This is a genomic window from Stenotrophomonas sp. YJH_SMC_8 (assembly GCF_059371315.1).
Map to the genome: position 1 here is coordinate 92,972 of NZ_JCAFUL010000011.1, position 19,147 is coordinate 112,118.

The window sequence follows — 19,147 nt, forward strand, 5'->3', positions numbered from 1 at the left end:
GTTGGCACTGTGCGCCGGGCACGGCCCGGCAGCTACCGCTGCTGCAACCACCCCGACGCCTCGATAAACGCCCGCACCGCGGCCGCATCGGTGTAATCCAGCTCGATCATTCGCGCGATCCCCGCCTTCTCATCGGCCTGCTGCCGCATGTACTCCTGCGCGATGCGATACCCAGCGTAATACCCCAGATCGCTCACCCCGAACGGATTGCGGGCGCTGTTATACAGCCAGTTATCCAGATCTTCGCCATCCATTTCAGCGACGAAGCGCGCGCGGATTTCAGCCTCGTGCGCGGGCCCGTAGGCATACAGCGGCAACGCCGGCCGACGCCCACTCAACCGCTCTGCCACATACTCGGCCACACCCTCGCGCACCGCGTACTGAGCCAGACTGCCGGTGGTCTCACGCTGCTGCGTGTGCACGTACTCGTGTAGGTTGTTCTGTGCGTTGTTGGTGCCCGGCCGGCTGTCGTAGAAGATCCGCAGGCGATCGCGCATCTTCGCCGGCAGCTCACTCACGTCCACGCGCTCATCGCCCAGCGCCATCTCTGCACCGATCAGCACCTTGTCGCCCAGCGTGGTGCCGCCGGTACGCAGCACGCCCACCGCATAGGTGATGGTGGCCGGGCGCAGGGCAGGGTAGAGCGCACGGAACGCGACCAGATCGCGCTCCAGCGAGGCACTGGCCTGCTGCGCGTTGGCGGTGAGCGGTCGTACCGAGGTCCAGAAGCGCGGCCACGCGTTCATGGCCTCGGCGTATTCGCGGGCGGTGTAGTTGCGCACCTGCATCAGCGCATGCAGTCCAGGGCTGCCCGGATCGATGTAGCGCTGCTGGACCAGCGCCACCTGGCGCTCGGCGTCGGGTTCGGCGCGCACCGCGTCGTAGGTGGCCCAGAAGCGGGCGATGTCGTCGGTGACGACCTGGGACGGGGCGGCCAGGGCTGCGCAGGGCAGCAGGGCGGCAATCAGGCTGACGATCAGGCGCATCCATGGCTCCAGGAAAGGATCACAGATGGGATGCGCCAGTGGCCCGAAAGGTTTAAGCCCACTGGTAGCGCCGGCCGCTGGCCGGCAACCTCGACACACCAGGGTTTCACGCGGCCTCCCAAAGTAGGGTAGAATGCCCACCCCGCCGAAAGGCTGGGGCAGTGCAATGGGCCGTTAGCTCAGTCGGTAGAGCAGAAGACTTTTAATCTTTTGGTCGAAGGTTCGAATCCTTCACGGCCCACCAATTGCATCAACGACTTAGGCGCCCTTGCGGCGCCTTTTTCGTGTCTCCGGAAAAATTGCCGGAAAAATTAAGTGGTTCCACGCTCAAGTGCGTTCCGCTTTTGGGGCGGTTGAACCACCGGCACCTCATGGTCGTAGCGCAGCTGCATGGATGCGGATTTGTGTCCGCCGACGACGTTGTTCTTGATATCGGTGATGCCGCGATGCTTGAGCCGATGCAACGCGAAGCGATCCTCCTTGGCGATGACCTCACGCGGATGGCCTCGGTGATGAATCGTTACCAGGCGCTGGACAGCGCGCTGCGCTTGATTTGCTCCACGTCGCGCTCGATCAGCAGATGGCGGTCGCTGGTGCGCAAAGGCATCTTCCCGCTCACTGCCCCCCGTCAAAGAGGGGGTGGCGCGCTTTAGGGGAGGGGAGCCGGGCACCAGAGATATGCGCAGTTAACTACCCTTCGACTGATACCGCCATCGTCGGAAGCTAGCGTCCGCAACTAAGCCGAGCCGCATAGCGGCGTCGGCTTGAGTGAATTCTTACCCTACCTTGTCTTTGCAACTACGTAGCCATCTCCACTTTTTGTAAAAGTGAATTGAGATGAACTGTCGCCCCCTGCGACGATCAAATACGGGGTCCCGTTATCACTTCCCTCCGCAAAAAAAACTGGATCGCCGTATGCCACGAGCATGAAAAGCTCCTTCAGCTGTGGGTGATTGGGCATGTTATCTGCAAAGGGGACTTCTTCTACTTTCAAAGCCATGATCTTTCCTTGTGTAGGCCAACTACCTGGTAGACGGGCCCGCGGGCCCGTTCATGCAGCTTACGCCCAACGCGTCGAATGGACTAGCTCGCTGTAGATCAGTAGGGGTGACCACGCCTTCAACTGAGTCCAGCACCAGGGAAATTCTCCTTGGCCCCTAGCAACGACAGGCGTTCCAGACTCAGGACCGGGAAAACAGGAAAGCCTAGGCTTCTGGTTGCAGAGCTAAGTTCAGCTATCTATTAATCTCTTGGTAGAAGGTTCGAATCCTTCACGGCCCACCAATTGCATCAACGACTTAGGCGTCCTTGCGGCGCCTTTTTCGTCTCCGGAAAAATTGCCAGAGAAATTAAGTGGTTCCTCTCTCAAGTGCGTTCCTCCTGCCCGGCGGTTGAACCACAGGCAGTTCATGCTCGTAGCGCTGCCGCATCGTTTCGGTAACGTGGCCACCTGCAGCCTTGTTGTCGCCGTCCGTGATGCCCCGGTGTTTGAGGCCATGCAGTGCGAAGCGATCGCTCTTGGTGATCACGCCGACGCGAACAACTTCGGTAATGAAGCGCTGCCAGGCACTGTCGAGGGCGGACTTGGTGATGGGGGCGCCTCCTCGCTCCACCAGCAAGAACCTGTCGCTGGCACGCAGCGGAACAGGGCGCACCCGGCCCTTACGGTTCCAGATGCGGTGGCGCCGCGCCAACAGCTGATCCCATGCTTCGATCATCGCTTCATCCCACTCCGTCACGTTGTCACGCGACCCTTTGCGGCGATTGCTATGCACGCCCTCGACCTGGCGGTGCGCGTCGGTCAGCGTGCAGACCTCGATACCGCGCAGGCGAACGCTGTAGGCCAGGATCATTACCGGGGCCAGGTAGTCGGGGAAGCTGCCCTTGGCGTTGGATGGGAGCGCGCCGCGTTCGCGCGCGAACGCCAGCACTGAGCGGAACGCTTCCTGCGAAGGCATGCGTGCATCGCCGCGCTCTTTTGCTTGGCGCACGCCTTTGGCCGGGTTGGTCTTGCAGTAGCCCATGCGGACACCCCAGGACATGGTAATCCGCTTCGACGCCTTCGAACTGGGGGAGGCAGCGGCATGAATCGAGCACGGCATTAGTTCCGCTGCGGCGCATGCACACCCCTACGGAGCTGGCAAGAGCCTGCGGCCACTCGTCTAGGCGAAGCCCGGTGCGAGTAGGTTGCAAACGTGCGATCCGGCGGTGCAGGTAGGACAGATAAGCAGCGCGTTGGCCGTCATCTACGACCAACGCCCAGCGATCCAAAGTCAGCCCTAGACTTTGCGGTAGGCCGTGTTGCTGGTAGTGCTGCCGGGAACCTTTTCCAGCATGCCAGCGTCCACCATGCGTCCAAAGATGGTGCGAATGCGCCAGTCTTCACGGATCAGACAGACCTCGCGGGCCTGTCTGTTACTGATGACTCCGTTAGTCTCCACGAATTGCATGATGCGCTCTTCTGGAGATGCCAGTTGCTCATGGCGGATGGTGACTAGTACCGCGTTTTCGCGTTGTTCAATTATCGGCTCCTTAAGGTGGAGCAAATTCATCGCGCGAAACGCGGTGTTCAGCCCCTCGCCTACGTCTTTGTTTGGCGGATTGGGGAACTTGTTAATGACTCGCACCATACTCCCGTTGCGTGCGAAGCGCTCGTTCAGGATATTCTCCGGCGTGATGTGGCCGGGTAGCGTGCCGGGACTTTGCACTTCGATGCGGTTGTCGTAGATGCGTATATGGATGTCGTCTGGAATGCTGTAGTCGCGATGTAGAACCGCGTTGGTAATGATTTCGTGGAGCGTCTCTTCCGGATACTCCACTTCGATGAGCCCGTCAGGGGTCATCCTACGGATGCCCTCAACGATTGCCTTTGTTCTGCTAACCGCTTCATACACTTGGTCGTAGGCGCAGCCTTCCACCGTCAGCGGCTGGCCATCCAATGCTTCGCGGACGCCCTCATCGTCAGAGGTCCGGTAACGATAAATCTTGATCCCGCACTGTTTCGGCAGGGCGGCTTGAGGTTCTTCTGCGAACAGAATTAAGCCGGCAACAGTCGGTAAGTCATTGACGATGAGCAACTGCTTTCTCAGCCAGCCCTCCGGGTCTTGGTGGGGAACGATCTCCAACATGAAGCGGATCGTCGGGGTGCTGTTCGTGATCAGATCGAGAGGGACGGCGACGGTTGTCGTCTCAAAGGAGGCTAGGCCCTTGTTGAGCTTCAGTCGCTCTAGCTGCTCCGGTGTCCGGACTGGGATGTTCTGCGCAGAACGCCGTTGGTAGACCTCACCGGCGGAAGTCGCCACGATCTGCCGCGTCTTCGAAACCTCAATGTGGACGACTACCCCTGGCAACTCGTCGGCCACCAGAAATTCGACCCGACACTCTGCGCCAATGGGCAGCACAGCTTCCACCGCCTGGATTAGGCCGTTCGCGTCCTCGACAGTCGGAAAGCCGCGCCATTGCATGCCCGATTGCGTCTCGTCCACACCAACGAATAGCTCACCGCCATCGGCGTTGGCAAACGCAGAGATCGTTCGAGTGAGCTTGCCGGGCGCGATCTCTATCGCCTTGAAGTCGGTGAAGTGCCCCTCAGGCTTATCGAGCAGCTTAGTCGCGTCGTCGGGTGAGATTTGGATGGTGACCAACTTCGAAGTCCTCTTTCGAAGGGAGTGAGGCTGCGAATGTTAACAGCCCGTTGTCAGTCTCGAACTTGTAGCCACGCCAGGCTGGTGCGCACTCGTCTCCCCGCCACGCCTGCGCACTTCATAGGGTGCTTTTTCTGCAATGCATGCAGCGCGGACCAGCCCCGGCCCTGTATGGCGTTCTCCGGGCTTCGCTGGCACCGGCCCGCCCTGCGGTTCCCTGCGTGGTAGGGGGTGTCTGCTTCGCGCCCTGTGGCCTCCTATGGCCACCTTCGGTCGGGGCCAATTTTTCAGGTGACCACGGGAACGAGGTAACCAGGTAACACGCGCATCCAAGCAGGCTATAAGTGACTGATAGAAAAGGAAAAAGTGTGGTTACCTTTCAAGGTGATTTGAGGTAATTTTTCAGTCCCTACAAAGTAATGTCATTGATTAATAAGGAAATTTTTCCCGCCAATGTTACCTCGGAAGAAGGTAATGGGATTACTCAGAGGTTACCCTATTGTTACTTTGATAAATTCAATATAAATCATTGTTTTAAAAGGAAATTTGATGCTCTTCGCAGGGTGGTTACCTTTTTTGCCTCTTTCCCGTGGTCACCTGAAAAATTGCACCTTATCGCGCGTAGGGGGCCATCAGCATCCCCACCGCCGCACATGCTCACGCCTGCAGCCCGCTGCCTTGTCGCAGCCTTTGCGACGGCCAGCCGTATCCTCCCCGCCATGCCGCTGCCCCCCGACTTCTACGGGATGACGCGCTCTGCCAGCCTCCCCAGCGAGGCACCGACGGTCATCGCTTGCAACGGCGTGTGGGTGGTTGCGATGGCGCAACGGGTGGGCGACGGGATCTGGATCGCCAGCCTTGACCGACACCTGCATGGCCCCGGCGGGCCGTTCCGCTGGTGTACCAGCTACGAGCAGGGCCGCGCCGGCGCCGAGATGTGGGTGACCAGGCATGAGGCGCGGCTGCGCGAGGACGTGGCAGCCATCATCGGTTGGCGGGAGGCTGTGCGTGCGAACAGGCTGGCGAAGTTGAACACTCCGGCGCCGTTCGGTTGGATAGGGTGAGCCCTTGGCCGATACACTGCCCCCGGACCCGGCGTAGACTCCAGGCATCTCCGGTTAGGGACGACCCCATGCCCAAGAAAGAAGATGGCGCAGTTGATGTTTCGCTCGATCTGCTCGGGATCAAGCCAGTAGCTGCAGCCGCAGAGCATGCTTCCAAGGCAGTTGTGGATGGGGTAGGCAAGTTCCTGTCCGCAATCTGCATGCCAGCAGCTGAAGAGATTGGACTCGCTTTGCGTGACCGTGTTGCACGCTTTCGCCAGAAGAATCTGGCCGATATCGTTCACAAGACGCAGGAGCGGCTCGAACAACAAAACGCCGTTCCGACCGGTGAATGTAGTCCTCCGCTCGTGAGGCAGATCATTGAGGAGGCGTCTTGGGTCGATGACGCCTGCATCCAAGATATGTGGGCCGGCTTGCTTGCGACCGCGTGCACAACTGAGGTTGATGATTCGATCCTATATACCGACGTGCTTAAGCGGCTCTCCCCGTTTCAAGCAAGGGTGCTGAACCTGCTCTACAGCGACCCTAGAACCTATGACATTGCAGGTTTCGCGCAACTTCGGGATGAGGAGTTCTCGCCACGCTATCCGGTTATATATCCGGTGGAAGAGATTCTTGGCCTGTTCCCCGGTGATCTGTCGCGCTTTGTGCCAATCGAGGGAGCTACGCATGCATCGATCCTCGCTGATGCCGGCCTCCATTACTTGGCGATCGGTCGATTCCGTCCGCAGCTCGATGGCCTCGTAGCGCTCGGCCTGGCCAGGTTTGTGCAGATCGCTCCTGCTGTGAGGAACGAGCGTACAGTCACAGTGACCTTCCAGCCCTCGGTGAAGGGTCTTGATCTCTACATGAGGGGCCAGGGGATCACTCTGTATCCTTTGGAAGCGTTCCTGGTCGCTCGCAATCACCAGTATCACAGCATTGGGATGTCCCCGTTCGCGAGGGACGGCGACGGCAGGAAGCGCTAGCTTTTGCCGGAAAAATTGGTGCCGCAGTCTTTGCGTAGCGCATGTTTCACGGTCTGGGTTCGGAAAAATTTGCTGCCCTAAGTTATTGAAATAGAACCGTTAATTTGGTGTCTTTTAATCTTTTGGTCGAAGGTTCGAATCCTTCACGGCCACCATTGCAATCAATGACCCAGGTCATCCAGAAAGGCACCGCCAAGCGGTGCCTTTTTTGTTGCTTGCCGCCAAACCCCTATTTGGCCTTGGCACCCTGCGCTCGGGCCGCCTCGCGTTCGGCCGCTGCCTGTGCGGCAGAGGCTGCTGCATTGGCGGCCCGCTCCGCCGCGGCACGATCCGCATCGAACCGCGCCTGCCGCTGGGCGCTGTAGGTGCGTTCCAGTTCTGCCGATGCGACGTAGCTTTCCGGATGCTTCGAGGCGCAGGCCTGCTGCACAAGCTGCACAGCGCGATCGGACAGGCCAGGCTGAATGTTGCTGAGCAGGCAATCGGCGTACGGTACGGATGCAGCGGGGCCAGCAGCCAGCGCGGCAACGATCACGACATTCAACATGCAAACCTCCTTGTAGGTTTCGATGGGACTCGGGGTCGGTCCGGCCCCAGTATGGGCCGGTTCGTGGCACGGGTGTATCTACCCCGGCCGCACATCCCGGCACACCAGCTCCGCCAGGCTGCGGCAGGCGAAGAACAGCCCCTCGACCACGCCCTCATCCAGATGGCGCTCCTGCGTTGCGATTGCCCGGCAGCGGTCAGCCGCGTGCAGCATCTCGACCACGGTCAGCATGCCGATGGCCGTTCGTTCCACGCGCGACAGTGCGACCTTGCGCCCGGCGGAAAGCTTGGTTTCTGGCCAGGGCATGCCATCCGCACCCTCGCCAGCGCGGATACGCTCAAGGCAGCCCAGGAAGGTGCTCAGTTCGGGCGAAGGGTTGTCGTCGTCATCGTTGACGCTGGCGGTATCTGAAGCATACGGCGGACGCTGGTTCATGTCGGCTTCCTCGGCGCTGGGGTGGGAATGCCACCGCGCAGGACGGGTGGCGGGCGATGCGTGGCTGCAAGCCGGGATGACAGTAAGCAGTTAACCGGCGGGTCCGAAAACCCCCACGCACCGCCCGCCATGAAGGCCGACGGATCACCCGCCGGCACGGTCCAGAGACAGTGTCGGCGGGTGAGCGCAAACAACATGCTTACAGTCATCACGGGCTTGCAGGCCCGGTGCCACCCGTTGTCGGTGGCGCAGCATGGTGTTTACGCATGCGCTTGGATTTCAATGAGAATTCTCCGAAGAGAAATGCAGTACCCAGGCGCGCGGCGATGGTGGCGCAGACACATCTGATGCAGCAAGCGACAGCACGCGACGTGTTCATGCTTGCGCCAGCCTATCGCGGTGGAAAATGTCGAGAACAGCTGGTGGCGGCGACGATGCCGTGATGTATCACCTGGAAAGCTGACGTGATTTTCGCCTGCAGTGGTGGCACGACCTGCGAGTCATGTCCTCAAATATCGGTGCATTTGCGACGACCGATGTGTTGGCGTCCGCGCCTGGGTGAGGTGTTGTAGAGCCGAGCCATGCTCGGCTGCGGTTTGCACCAAGGCCTAGCCGAGCGTGGGCTCGGCTCTACAGTGGTCCATCCACGCATGGCGTGGATCTACGCATCTGGCAGGGGTGTTGAGCATGCCGAAGCCGCCAATGCCTGTGGCAGAGCGCTATGCTCGGCATCTTTCCCAGGATGGGTTTTCCCCATGCGCCTCATCGTGCTGTCGCTGTTGTTGTCCGCCATCTCCGCCGCACCCTTGATGGCGGCCGAACCTGCACCGACTGCACAGGCCGCTGCCGCGACCCCGTTGGTGATCGGCGAAACCTTCACCATCGAATCGAAGGCGCTGGGCGAGACCCGCCGCATCAACGTCTACCGCCCGCAGCCGTGGGGCCTGGACCCGAAAACGCCGCTGCCGGTGCTCTACATGCCCGACGGCGGCATCGGCGAGGACTTCCTGCATGTGGCCGGGCTGGTGCAGGTGCTGAGCGGCAACGGCAGCATGCGTCCGTTCCTGCTGGTCGGCATCGAGAACACCGAGCGCCGCCGCGACATGACCGGTCCCAGCAGCGATCCTCAGGACCAGAAGATCGCGCCACGCATTGGTGGCTCGGCGGCCTACCGCACCTTCCTGCGCGATGAACTGATGCCGCAGGTGCGCCAGCGCTACCCGACCACCGACGAGCGCGCGCTGATTGGCGAGTCGCTGGCCGGCCTGTTCGTGGTCGAGACGTTGCTGCAGGAACCGTCGCTGTTCAACAGCTACATCGCGCTGGACCCCAGCCTGTGGTGGAACCGGGGCACGATGCTGGGTGCTGCGGCCAAGCAGCTGCCGGCATTGGCGCGTGCGCAGCCGCGCGTGTTCCTGGCCAGCAGTGGGCAGCCGGAGCTGGCTGCGTCCGCCGCGCAGTTGGCCACGCTGCTGCAACAGGCGTCGCCATCCCCGCTGGTGAAGTACCTTCCTCTGCCGGAAGAAACCCACGCCACGATCTATCATCCGGCCGCGTTGCAGGCGCTGCGCACGCTGTTCCCGGCGCCGCCGCCGGCCTCGCCCTGACCGCACTGGCAGCGGGTTGCGCACCATGCAAGGATTCGGCAGCGGCGCCATCGGGTGCGCCGCCCGCAACGGGAGAGTGTGGATGCAGCGTGTGCGTGGATGGAGTGTGGCGGCCTGCCTGGCCGTGAGCGGCTGTGCGATGTCGGTGGCGCCGCCGGCAGTGCAGAGTGAAGCGAAGGCGAGCCCGCCCGCCGCCGTGTCGGGCGTGGTACTGCCGGATACCGAAGCGCTGCGCGTGCACGATCCGGTCGGCCGCGATTACCCGGTCTGGGTGGCGTTGCCGTCCGACTACGCCGCACATCCGGAGAAGCACTACCCGGTGCTGTACGTGACGGATGCGCTGTACAGCTTCCCGCTGGTGCGCAGCGTGCGCAACATGGTGGGGCAGAAGGGCGTCAACCTGGAGGATTTCATCCTGGTCGGGCTGCCGCCGCAGGAGGGCCTGACGTCCAAGCAGAGTCGCTCGCGCGATTACACGCCCAGCGACCCGGCGCGTACCGATCCGCGTGACTACAGCGATGACGTCAGCTACGGCGGCGCGGCGCACTACCGCGATTTCCTCGCTGAGCAGGTGCTGCCGATGATCGATGCGCGCTACCGCACTGATCCGGCGCGGCGCGCCTATGCGGGTCATTCCTATGGTGGCCTGTTCGGCGCCTATGTGCTGACCACGCGCCCGGACATGTTCCGCACCTACATCCTGTCCAGTCCGTCGCTGTGGTTCGATGACCATCGGGTGCCGCGCATGCAGGCCGAAGCCAAGGCGCCGGCGCAGCCGACCACGGTGGTGCTGTCGGTGGGCAGCTTTGAAACGGTCAAGCCCGAACCGCGCTATTTCACCCGCAACGACATGCTGCGCCACAACGCCGACTTCGCCGAGCAGCTGCGCAGCAGCGGGCGATCATTGAAGGTGGAGAACATGGTGATCGATGACGAGGACCACTTCACCGTCTACCCGGACATGATCACCCGCGCGCTGCTGAAGGTGTTCCCGGGTACCGGACCGTACAGCAGCGGTTGATGGTGGGCGCCATCCACGCATGGCGTGGATCTACTGCAGAAACCCGGTAGATCCACGCCATGCGTGGATGAATGCCTCACGCCGCCTGTGCATCCGGTCCGGTCAACACGCCTGCATCGGCGTGCCGGAAGCACAGCCGGATGGCGTCCAGCAGCTCGCTCATGTTGTAGGGCTTGGGCAGGAAATGGATGCCGTCGCGCAACTGCGGCAGCACCTGGTGCTGGTCCATGCCCGACGTCACCAGGATCGGCAGCTGGGGATACAGGCTGCGGACCCGGTTGGCGGCTTCAATGCCGCTGATCAGGCCCAGATTGACGTCGGTGAACAGCAGGTCGAATCGCTCGCCGGCGGCCAGCAGGCCCAGTGCCGCTTCGGCAGAGCTCACGCCCACCACGTGGCAGGCCTGGCTTTCCAGCGCAAGACGGCTCAGCTCGCGGGTTTCCTCTGCGTCCTCGATCAGCAGGACGCGGGGTTCAACGTGGCGCTTGGACAGCAACATGACGCGACAACTCCGGACAGCAACGGTGAAAAGGCGCGCAAGTATGCGCAAGCTGGTAGTGATCCCGACGTGCACGGCAAGCTAAGCGGGCGTTACAGGCCTCTCTGGCGCCGGAACCGCACGTGCCAGGTCAGCACCGCGACCGCCAGCAGGGCAGTGCCGATTCGCAGGCTGGTGGCCTGCCAGCCGAGCGCGACGGTGTCATCGAGGCTGAACACGTTCCACGCCAGGTTCATCGACACGTGCAGCACCAGGCCGCACCACAGGTTGTCGCCATCCAGATGATCGAGCCAGGCGAAGATGAAACCGCCCAGTGCGATCACCGCGCCGACGAACAGAGCGGTGCCGCCGCCGTCGAAGCCGCCGAAACCCAGCCAGTGCACCCAGCCGAACAGCAGCGCCTGCGGCAGCGCGAGCAGGGCCCACGGGCCGCGAATGAGCTTCACCAGCAGCACGAAGCCGAGGCCGCGGAACAGCACTTCTTCGGCCAGTGGGAACAGCACTGCCAGCATCGTGGCGTCCAACGCGGTCAGCGCGGTGTTCGGCGTGCCCAGCAGCGCCAGGCCCAGCCAGCAGGGCAGGCTGGCCAGCAGCACCCACATCGGGCCGCGCCAGCCGTTGCCGCGCAGCCCGAGGCTGGCCATCAGGCCTACCCCACGCGGGCGCAGCAGCGCGGCCAGCAGCAGCGCCAGCAGCACGGCCAGTGCGTTGTCGAGCAGGCTGCCGCCGTAGGCAATGGGCAAGGCGGGTATCGGCGTGCCTACGGCGGCCGCGATATCGCGCAGATTCAGGCCAAGGCCGACGCCGAGCAGCACCAGCAACAGGCGTAGTGGACTGGGCAAGCGGGACAGGACGGTCATGTACGCACTCCTTGCGGGTCTGGGCGCAGTGTGCGGGCGCAGCGGCGGCCGAGGCGCACGCCGGAAGTCCCTGTGCCATCGGTCATGCGTTGCCGCACAGTCATCGCGGTGCAGGTACAGTCGAAGCCAGACCGAGAGGAGCCATACCGATGCTGTGCCCCGTGTGCAAGACCCAGACCCTGCAGATGGCCGAGCGCCATGGCATCGAGATCGACTATTGCCCAAGCTGCCGCGGCGTGTGGCTGGATCGTGGCGAGCTGGACAAGATCATCGAGCGTGCAGGCGCCGGTGCTGCAGTACCGCCGCCCGCCCCGGTGCAGTCGCAGCCGGCCGCTGCGCCGCCGCCGGTGATGCACCGCGATACCCGCCACCTTGGCCAGCGCTACGAGGACAACCGTGGCCAGCAGTACAGCCACGGTTACAAGAAAAAGAAGAAGGACAGCTTCCTGTCGGAACTGTTCGATTTCTAGGCGCTTCGCTTTTGTAGAGTCGAGCCATGCTCGACTGGCTGTTGCTCGACTCTACAGGGGCCGCATGCTCACGGCCGGCGCAGGATGAACTCGCGGTCGTGGGTGTCGCCGACGATGAACTCGTACTCGCCCACCTTGCTGCAGCCGTAGCGCGCGTAGAAGCGCTGTGCGCCGAAGTTCTCTTCCCATACGCCCACCCACAGGGTGCGGCGCTGCGGCTGGTCCAGCCACTCCATGAACGCATCCATCATGCGCGCGCCGTGGCCGCCGCTCTGGTAGTCGGCCAGGATGTAGAAGCGCTTCAGTTCGATGTCGCCTTCGCGGGCCTCGGCATGCGGCAGGGTGTTTGCACCGGCGGCCAGGTAGCCGACCACGTTGTCGCCGTCCATCAGCAGCCAGATCGCACTGCGCGGATCGGACAGCTCGGTGCGCTGCGGTTCGCTGCTGTAGTGCGCCTGCAGGAAATCCTGCAGCTCCTGCGCCGGGTACGAGTCGCCCCAGGTTTCGTTGTAGGTGGTGATGGCAATGGCCGACAGTGCGTCGACGTCGGCGAGGGTGGCGCGGCGGATCTGCAGCGACATGGCGGGGCCTGCATTGGAACGTGGCGCAGTGTAGCCGGCCCCGGCAGCTGCCGGGGCTGGCGGTTGCTCACAATCCGCTGATCAGAACCACATGCGGACGCCGGCCACCCAACGCGTGTCGCGTGCGTGGTCACCGGCATAGTCGGCGGTGTCGCCGAAACTGCGTTCGTGGCTGATGCCGATGTACGGCGCGAAGCGGCGGCTGAACTCATAGCGCAGGCGCAGCCCGGCTTCGACCTTGTTCAGGCCGCGACCGATGCCGTACTCCGGTTCATCCTTGGCCGCGACGGTGGCTTCCAGCAGCGGCTGCAGGATCAGGCGGTTGGTCAGCAGCACGTCGTACTCGACTTCGGCCGTGGCCAGAACCTGGCCACCGGAGCCCATGTACAGCGTGGCCGAACTTTCGAACTTGTACGGCGCCAGGCCCTGGATGCCAATGGCCGCCCACGTGCGCGAGTCGGCTGGCCGGAAGTCCTGGCGTACACCGACCAGCACGTCCCACCACGGCGACACGCTACGGCCGTACAGGGCCTCCAACGATGACGACTCGGTGCGGCCACGGCTGCGTTCACCGTCTGTGCGCAGCCAGAGGCGGTTGATGTTGCCGCCGATCCAGCCGGTGGCTTCCCAGGCCTGGCCGTTGCTGCTCTTGCCGTCCCAGTGTTCGAGGCGGTCGATCAGCAGCAGGCTGTTGATCTCCGGCGCGTGTTCCATCGCGCCATGCGCGATCGGTGGGAAGGCGGCAGCGCGGTCGGCGTCGGTCGGCACCGGGATCGGTTCGCGCGGTTCGGTCGGTGCGGGCGTGCCGTGACCCATCGCCGCGTGATCCATGCTGGAGTGATCCATCTTGGAATGGTCCATCGTCGCCGGCTGCATCGCGCCATGGTCCATCTTCGAGTGGTCCATCGTTGAGTGGTCCATGCCGGCGTGATCTGCCGCGTCCATGTCCATCTTCGAATGATCCATCGTTGAATGATCGACCGGTTCGGCCGGGGTCTTCGCGGTCTTCGTGGCCTTCGCAGGTACGTTCACCGCGCCCATGTCATGGCCCGCGTGCGACTGCGCGAACACCGGCAATGCGGCGGCCAGGCCCAGGGCCAGCAAGCTGGGGGAAAGGAGTGAGCGGCTCATTCTTCGATCCTCACTTCGCGCATCATGCCCGCTTCCATGTGGTACAGCAGATGGCAGTGGTAGGCCCAGCGGCCGAGTGCATCGGCGCGCACGCGATAGCTGCGGCGGGTGCCAGGCGGCATGTCGATGGTGTGCTTGCGGACCTGGAACTCACCTTGCGCGTTTTCCAGATCGCTCCACACGCCGTGCAGGTGGATCGGGTGCTGCATCATGGTGTCGTTGACCAGCACGATGCGCATGCGCTCGCCGTAGTTCAGCCGCAGCGGCTCGGCGCTGGCGAACGGGATGCCGTCGAACGACCAGGAGAATTTCTCCATGTGGCCGGTCAGGTGCAGCTCGACCTCACGACTGGGCTCGCGGCCATCCGGATCTTCGAACAGGCTGCGCATCGCGCCGTAGGTCAGCACCTGGCGGCCGTTGTCGCGCAGGCCGATGCCGGGGTCGTCCAGCTTCGGTTCGGAGGCCGAACTCTGCATGTCCACCAGCGGGTTGTTGCGTTCGCTGGCCGGATGCTTCGGTGCCTTGCTGGCGGTACTGCCGCCGTGCGCGCCATGGCCCATGCTGGCGCCGCAGCCGCCTTCCATGCCCTTCATCGCGGCCATGTCGTGGCCGCCATGACCGCCTGCACCCATGTCATGCCCCATGTCGCTCATGGTCAGCAACGGGCGCGGATCGCGCGCAGGGATCGGTGCCTGCAGGCCATGGCGCACCGCCAGCGTGCCGGCGGCATAGCCGGTGCGGCCCATGTCCTGGCAGAAGATGGTGAAGGCATCCTGCCCACTCGGTTCCACCAGTACATCGTAGGTTTCGGCTGGGGCGATGCGGAACTCGTCGATGCTGACCGGATGGATGTACTGGCCGTCGGCGGCGACGACGGTCATCTTCAGGCCGGGGATGCGCACATCGAAGTAGGTCATCGAGGCGCCGTTGATGAAGCGCAGCAGCACCTTCTCGCCACTGCGGAACAACCCGGTCCAGTTGCCGGCCGGGGCGGTGCCGTTCATCAGGTAGGTGTAGGTGTGCGCGTTGATGTCGGAGATGTCGGTCGGCGTCATCCGCATCCGGCCCCACATGCCACGGTCCGACAGCGCGGCCGACCAGCCCTCGCGCTTCACGTCACGCAGGAAGTCGGGCAGGGTGCGCTTGTAGTAGTTGTCATGCTCGGCGAGCTTCTTCATGCGACGGAACAACGCGCCCGGGTCCATGTCGGTCCAGTCCGACAGCATGATCACGTGCTCGCGGTCGTGGTGGTACGGCGCCGGTTCGGCCGGGTCGATGATCAGTGCACCGTAGAGGCCGGCCTGCTCCTGGAACATCGAGTGGCTGTGGTACCAGTAGGTGCCCGACTGCTTGAGGTCGAAGTGGTAGTGGTAGGTCTCGCCGGGGCCGATGCCGTTGAAGCTCAGCCCGGGCACGCCGTCCATGTTGGCTGGCAGCAGGATGCCGTGCCAGTGGATCGAGGTCGGGTGGCGTTCCAGCGTATTGCGTACGAACAGATCCACCGTCTGGCCTTCGCGCCAGCGCAGGATCGGCGCGGGCAGCGAGCCGTTGACGGTGATCGCCGGGCGGGTACGGCCGGTGAAATTGGCCAGCGATTCGCCGATGGCCAGTTCGATGCGGGTATCGCTGAGCACGGCTGGGGCACCGGCCAGGCGTGGGGTGGCAGTGGCTGCGGCAAGCGCGCGCTGCGGCACGCCGACGGCAGCGATGCCGGCGACCACGCCACCGGCGGCAAGACCCTGTACGAACAGGCGTCGCGACGGCATGGGCACAGCGCCCGGACCGGGGGGATTGCGGGTATTCATGGTGGAGACTCCAGACACGGAAAGACGCCGGCAGGCCGCCGGCTCCGGTGCGCAGGGCGCACGGTGCGTGGGGAATCAGCCGATGGGAGGGCGTGAGATGGGCGGCAGCGGCGGCGCCGGCAGGCCGGTGGCCGGCATCGGCTGTGGTGCCAGCGACAACGCCGGGCCTGCCAGGTACGGCAACGGCTGCACCACCAGCAGCGGATGCTGGGCGCAACTGCGCACGCAGTCCTTGATCTGGCAGTGGGCGTCGCGGGCGGGGGCCTTGGCCTGCGGGGCCTCGTCGGCCTGCATGGCGGCGTGGTGGTGGCAGTCGGCATCGCCGCCTCCAACCGTGGCGGCCATGGCATGGGCCATCCGCCCCATTTCCTCGTGACCGCTGGCCATGGCCGCGTTCAGCCCGTTGAGCAACAGGCTGAGCATGAGCACGACACGGAGAAGGGTCGAGGCGAGGGACATGGCGCTAATCTAGCCGCAAGCGGCCGTGGATGCACTTCCGGCTGAATGGCCGGTTCAAGGTTGGAGCAAGACAAGGGTAGCGCCGGGCCATGCCCGGCGAGCGCGAAGCGCGGCCAATCAGCAGGTCGCCGGCCACGGCCCGGCGCTACCCCTCTTCGCGCACGATTTCGACCAGGCGCGGGCCGTAGCGGCTCAGCTTGGTGCCGCCGATGCCGCCGACCCGTGCCAGTTCGTCCAGGCTGGTCGGGCGTTGCTCGGCGATGTTGCGCAGGGTGCTGTCGTGGAAGATCACGAAGGCCGGCACATTCTGTTCGCGCGCCAGTTCGGCACGCAGGCCGCGCAGGGCGTTGAACAGGGCCAGATCCTGCGGCAGCACCGACAGGCCGGTGCGCTGCGCACTGCGCTCGCGGCCACTTGTGCTGCTGGCCGGATCGCGTCGCATGCTGATCTGGCGACGGCCGGTCAACACGTCACGGCTGGCATCGGTCAGGCGCAGGCCACCGTGGCCCTCGCTGTCCACTTCCAGCAGGCTGGCGGCGACCAGTTGGCGGAACACGCTGCGCCAAGTGCGTGCATCCAGGTCGCGGCCGATCGCATAGGTACTGAGCTTGTCGTGGCCCTGCTGCTTCACCTTCTCGTTCTCGCTGCCACGCAGGACGTCGATCAGGTGGCCGACGCCGAAGCGCTGGCCGCTGCGGTAGACACAGCTCAGCGCCTTCTGCGCTGGAATGGTCGCGTCCCACGAGGCTGGCGGCGTCAGGCAGTTGTCGCAGTTGCCGCAGGGCTGGGGATAGGTCTCGCCGAAACCGGCCAGCAGCACCTGGCGGCGGCACTGCATGGATTCGCAGTAGCCCAGCAGGTGGTCGAGCTTGCCCCGCTCCAGCTGCTTGCGTTCTTCGCCGGCCTCGGACTGCTCGATCATCTGCTTGAGCAGGACCACGTCGCCAAGGCCGTAGCACAGCCATGCTTCAGCGGCTTCGCCATCACGGCCAGCGCGGCCGGTTTCCTGGTAGTAGCCTTCCATCGACTTGGGCAGGTCGGTATGTGCGACAAAGCGCACGTCCGGCTTGTCGATGCCCATGCCGAAGGCGATGGTGGCGCACATCACGATGCCGTCCTCGCGCAGGAAGCGGCGCTGGTTGTTCGCGCGCACTTCCGGCGGCAGGCCGGCGTGGTAGGGCAGGGCATTGAAACCCTGGCCGCACAGGAACTCGGCCGTTTCCTCGACCTTGCGCCGCGACATGCAGTAGACGATGCCGGCCTCGCCACGATGGCCACGCAGGAAGTCGGTCAGCTGCTTGCGGGCGTTGTCTTTCTGCACCACGGTGTAGCGGATGTTGGGGCGGTCGAACGAGCTGACGAAATGGCGCGCTTGCTGCAGGTCGAGACGCTCGGCGATCTCGCGCTGGGTCGGCGGGTCGGCGGTGGCGGTCAGCGCGATGCGTGGAATCTGCGGCCAGCGCTCGTGCAGCACGGTCAGTTGCCGATATTCCGGGCGGAAGTCGTGGCCCCACTGCGATACGCAATGCGCTTCGTCGATGGCGAACAGGGCGATGCGGCTGCGCGACAGCAGTGACAGGAAGCGGCCGGTCAGCAGTCGCTCGGGGGCGACATAGAGCATGTCCAGCTCGCCGGCCAGCAGCTCGCGCTCGACGCGGCCGGCGGTCTCGGCATCCAGGGTGGAGTTCAGGTACTCGGCACGCACGCCGAGCTGGCGCAGGGCTTCGACCTGGTCCTGCATCAGGGCGATCAATGGCGAGATGACGATGCCACAACCGTCACGCAGCAGGGCTGGCACCTGGTAGCACAGCGACTTGCCGCCGCCGGTGGGCATCAGCACCAGGGCATCGTGACCGGCAGCCACATGCTCCACGATGTCCTGCTGCGGACCACGGAAATCGTCGTAACCAAAGACGCGTTGGAGCAGGTCGTGCGCGGGACGGGAAGCCATCGGGCTAGTTTACCTCCCGGAGGCGGCGGCAGGGCTGCGCCCTGCACCTGCAGAAGCCTTCAAGCCAGAGCAACGTCAAAGGCAACAGCCGGCTCTGGGGTGTCTGCTGGTTGGGCGAGGCGGTGTGGCCTTGCAGGACACGCCGTAAACCCATCCATGGGGGCTCGATGGCGCCATCCATGGCGCCAACGGTCCTGCAAGCCCACACCGCCCCGCCTTCGACAGTTTCCCGGTGACGGTGGGGCCATCCACGCCATGCGTGGATGAAATCTGTCAGATATCGACAAACGAAATGGGGTCAGATCCGTTTTCCTGCGGAAAACGGATCTGACCCCCAGTAATGCCCTGGCAGATCGCGGAAAACTGTCGAAGGCGGGGTGGGTCCGGTGGCAGGGGTGTCCGCGGCATGGATGCCGCGGCCAAGCCCCCAAGGACGGGTTTACGGCGTCCCCTGCCACCGGACCCACCCCGCCAACCCACAGGAAACCAGCTTTTGCTCCGGCTGTTGCCGTTGCAGTGGCTTCTGCGGGTGCAGGGCGCAGCCCTGCCGAGCCCCCCAAACTCTTACTGGAGCAGGGAACGCAGCATCCAGGCGTACTTTTCGTGCGTCTGCAGGCGCTGGGTCATCAGATCCTCGGTCGGAGCGTCGTCACCCTTGGCCGCCACATCCAGCACTTCACGTGCCGTACGGCAGACCGCTTCGTTGGCGACCACCAACTGGCGTACCATTTCACGCCAGTCCGCACTGTCGGTCAGGCCCGGTTCCTCGGCGATCGAGGTCAGCGCAGCGAATTCCCGGTAGGAGCCCGGGGCATTGAAGCCCAGCGCGCGGATGCGCTCGGCCACGTCGTCCAGTGCCGCCCACTGCTCGGTGTACTGCGTCTCGAACATGGTGTGCAGCGAGTTGAACATCGACCCGGTCACGTTCCAGTGGAAGTTGTGCGTCTTCAGGTAGAGCGTGAACGCATCAGCCTGGAAGCGCGACAGACCGTCGGCGATCTTCTTGCGGTCGCCCTGGGTGATCCCGATATCGATGTTCGGTGCCGACGGTGCCGCCGCTGCAAGCTTCTGCTTGCCGGTCTTGGCCTTGGTCGTGCTCTTGGTCTTCGCCATGGGGTT

Annotated in this window: 21 protein-coding genes and 1 tRNA gene; 8 read left to right on the forward strand and 14 right to left on the reverse strand. The window is 63.9% G+C overall.

Translation table 11 applies throughout. From position 1 onward, the window contains the following. Positions 1-32 precede the first annotated feature (32 nt). Entirely contained in the window at positions 33-986 is a 954-nt protein-coding gene (locus AC5P88_RS14935; protein WP_495225398.1) for a DUF2268 domain-containing putative Zn-dependent protease, read from the reverse strand. 168 nt (positions 987-1,154) lie between these two features. Between AC5P88_RS14935 and AC5P88_RS14940 the strand changes: the two genes are divergently transcribed. Further along, positions 1,155-1,230 (forward strand) — tRNA-Lys (locus AC5P88_RS14940). A gap of 160 nt (positions 1,231-1,390) precedes the next feature. Next, on the forward strand, positions 1,391-1,639 hold the full coding sequence (locus AC5P88_RS14945; RefSeq protein WP_495225399.1) for a hypothetical protein: 249 nt from the start codon (positions 1,391-1,393) through the stop codon (positions 1,637-1,639). Between the two features lie 128 nt (positions 1,640-1,767). On the opposite strand, the gene AC5P88_RS14950 is transcribed toward AC5P88_RS14945, so the two are convergent. From AC5P88_RS14950 to AC5P88_RS14960, 3 genes are all read right to left on the reverse strand, one after another. After that, positions 1,768-1,986 carry a hypothetical protein gene (locus AC5P88_RS14950; protein WP_495225400.1) on the reverse strand — a complete coding sequence of 73 codons (219 nt, stop codon included), beginning with the start codon at positions 1,984-1,986 and terminating at the stop codon, positions 1,768-1,770. Between the two features lie 349 nt (positions 1,987-2,335). Next, positions 2,336-3,028, reverse strand: coding sequence for a hypothetical protein (locus AC5P88_RS14955; RefSeq protein ID WP_495225401.1), 693 nt, complete (start codon positions 3,026-3,028; stop codon positions 2,336-2,338). Positions 3,029-3,265: 237 nt separating this feature from the next. Continuing rightward, positions 3,266-4,630 carry an RNA/DNA-binding domain-containing protein gene (locus AC5P88_RS14960; RefSeq protein WP_495225402.1) on the reverse strand — a complete coding sequence of 455 codons (1,365 nt, stop codon included), beginning with the start codon at positions 4,628-4,630 and terminating at the stop codon, positions 3,266-3,268. A 419-nt stretch (positions 4,631-5,049) separates the two neighbouring features. Between AC5P88_RS14960 and AC5P88_RS14965 the strand changes: the two genes are divergently transcribed. Together AC5P88_RS14965 and AC5P88_RS14970 are read left to right on the forward strand one after the other, a co-directional pair. Then, entirely contained in the window at positions 5,050-5,694 is a 645-nt protein-coding gene (locus AC5P88_RS14965) for a hypothetical protein (RefSeq protein WP_495225403.1), read from the forward strand. A 68-nt stretch (positions 5,695-5,762) separates the two neighbouring features. Continuing rightward, the gene (locus AC5P88_RS14970; protein WP_495225404.1) at positions 5,763-6,662 is read left to right on the forward strand and encodes an Abi-alpha family protein; all 900 of its coding nucleotides are present in this window, start codon (positions 5,763-5,765) and stop codon (positions 6,660-6,662) included. A gap of 229 nt (positions 6,663-6,891) precedes the next feature. Here the strand turns inward: AC5P88_RS14970 and AC5P88_RS14975 are convergent, their stop codons facing one another. Both AC5P88_RS14975 and AC5P88_RS14980 read right to left on the reverse strand, forming a co-directional pair. Continuing rightward, positions 6,892-7,209, reverse strand: coding sequence for a hypothetical protein (locus tag AC5P88_RS14975; RefSeq protein WP_111112264.1), 318 nt, complete (start codon positions 7,207-7,209; stop codon positions 6,892-6,894). A 78-nt stretch (positions 7,210-7,287) separates the two neighbouring features. Beyond that, complete coding sequence (locus tag AC5P88_RS14980; RefSeq protein ID WP_495225405.1) at positions 7,288-7,644, reverse strand: hypothetical protein; 357 nt, start codon at positions 7,642-7,644, stop codon at positions 7,288-7,290. A 266-nt stretch (positions 7,645-7,910) separates the two neighbouring features. Here AC5P88_RS14980 and AC5P88_RS14985 point away from each other — a divergent pair, with 266 nt between their 5' ends. The 3 genes from AC5P88_RS14985 to AC5P88_RS14995 all read left to right on the forward strand — a co-directional run bounded on the left by AC5P88_RS14985 (position 7,911) and on the right by AC5P88_RS14995 (position 10,272). Further along, on the forward strand, positions 7,911-8,087 hold the full coding sequence (locus AC5P88_RS14985) for a hypothetical protein (RefSeq protein ID WP_495225406.1): 177 nt from the start codon (positions 7,911-7,913) through the stop codon (positions 8,085-8,087). Between the two features lie 312 nt (positions 8,088-8,399). Further along, positions 8,400-9,251 carry an alpha/beta hydrolase gene (locus AC5P88_RS14990; protein ID WP_495225407.1) on the forward strand — a complete coding sequence of 284 codons (852 nt, stop codon included), beginning with the start codon at positions 8,400-8,402 and terminating at the stop codon, positions 9,249-9,251. Between the two features lie 82 nt (positions 9,252-9,333). Continuing rightward, on the forward strand, positions 9,334-10,272 hold the full coding sequence (locus AC5P88_RS14995; protein WP_495225408.1) for an alpha/beta hydrolase: 939 nt from the start codon (positions 9,334-9,336) through the stop codon (positions 10,270-10,272). A 76-nt stretch (positions 10,273-10,348) separates the two neighbouring features. On the opposite strand, the gene AC5P88_RS15000 is transcribed toward AC5P88_RS14995, so the two are convergent. Together AC5P88_RS15000 and AC5P88_RS15005 are read right to left on the reverse strand one after the other, a co-directional pair. After that, positions 10,349-10,771, reverse strand: a complete 423-nt coding sequence (locus AC5P88_RS15000; protein ID WP_495225409.1) for a response regulator — start codon at positions 10,769-10,771, stop codon at positions 10,349-10,351. Positions 10,772-10,863: 92 nt separating this feature from the next. After that, positions 10,864-11,631, reverse strand: a complete 768-nt coding sequence (locus AC5P88_RS15005) for a CPBP family glutamic-type intramembrane protease (protein WP_495225410.1) — start codon at positions 11,629-11,631, stop codon at positions 10,864-10,866. Positions 11,632-11,780: 149 nt separating this feature from the next. On the opposite strand from AC5P88_RS15005, the gene AC5P88_RS15010 reads away from it, so the two are divergent. Continuing rightward, positions 11,781-12,101, forward strand: a complete 321-nt coding sequence (locus tag AC5P88_RS15010; protein WP_106551061.1) for a TFIIB-type zinc ribbon-containing protein — start codon at positions 11,781-11,783, stop codon at positions 12,099-12,101. Between the two features lie 68 nt (positions 12,102-12,169). Here the strand turns inward: AC5P88_RS15010 and AC5P88_RS15015 are convergent, their stop codons facing one another. The 6 genes from AC5P88_RS15015 to AC5P88_RS15040 all read right to left on the reverse strand — a co-directional run bounded on the left by AC5P88_RS15015 (position 12,170) and on the right by AC5P88_RS15040 (position 19,141). Then, a complete protein-coding gene (locus AC5P88_RS15015; RefSeq protein ID WP_495225411.1) occupies positions 12,170-12,682 on the reverse strand; it encodes a GNAT family N-acetyltransferase in 513 nt (170 codons plus the stop codon). A gap of 81 nt (positions 12,683-12,763) precedes the next feature. Beyond that, a complete protein-coding gene (locus tag AC5P88_RS15020) occupies positions 12,764-13,813 on the reverse strand; it encodes a copper resistance protein B (protein ID WP_164146938.1) in 1,050 nt (349 codons plus the stop codon). Then, on the reverse strand, positions 13,810-15,618 hold the full coding sequence (locus AC5P88_RS15025) for a copper resistance system multicopper oxidase (RefSeq protein ID WP_106551064.1): 1,809 nt from the start codon (positions 15,616-15,618) through the stop codon (positions 13,810-13,812). The genes AC5P88_RS15020 and AC5P88_RS15025 overlap by 4 nt, the downstream gene beginning before the upstream one ends. A 75-nt stretch (positions 15,619-15,693) precedes the next feature. Continuing rightward, the gene (locus tag AC5P88_RS15030) at positions 15,694-16,077 is read right to left on the reverse strand and encodes a CopL family metal-binding regulatory protein (RefSeq protein WP_495225412.1); all 384 of its coding nucleotides are present in this window, start codon (positions 16,075-16,077) and stop codon (positions 15,694-15,696) included. 145 nt (positions 16,078-16,222) lie between these two features. Beyond that, positions 16,223-18,028, reverse strand: a complete 1,806-nt coding sequence (gene recQ, locus AC5P88_RS15035) for a DNA helicase RecQ (protein ID WP_495225413.1) — start codon at positions 18,026-18,028, stop codon at positions 16,223-16,225. Positions 18,029-18,592: 564 nt separating this feature from the next. Further along, positions 18,593-19,141, reverse strand: coding sequence for a Dps family protein (locus AC5P88_RS15040; RefSeq protein WP_006439098.1), 549 nt, complete (start codon positions 19,139-19,141; stop codon positions 18,593-18,595). Positions 19,142-19,147: the final 6 nt, after the last annotated feature.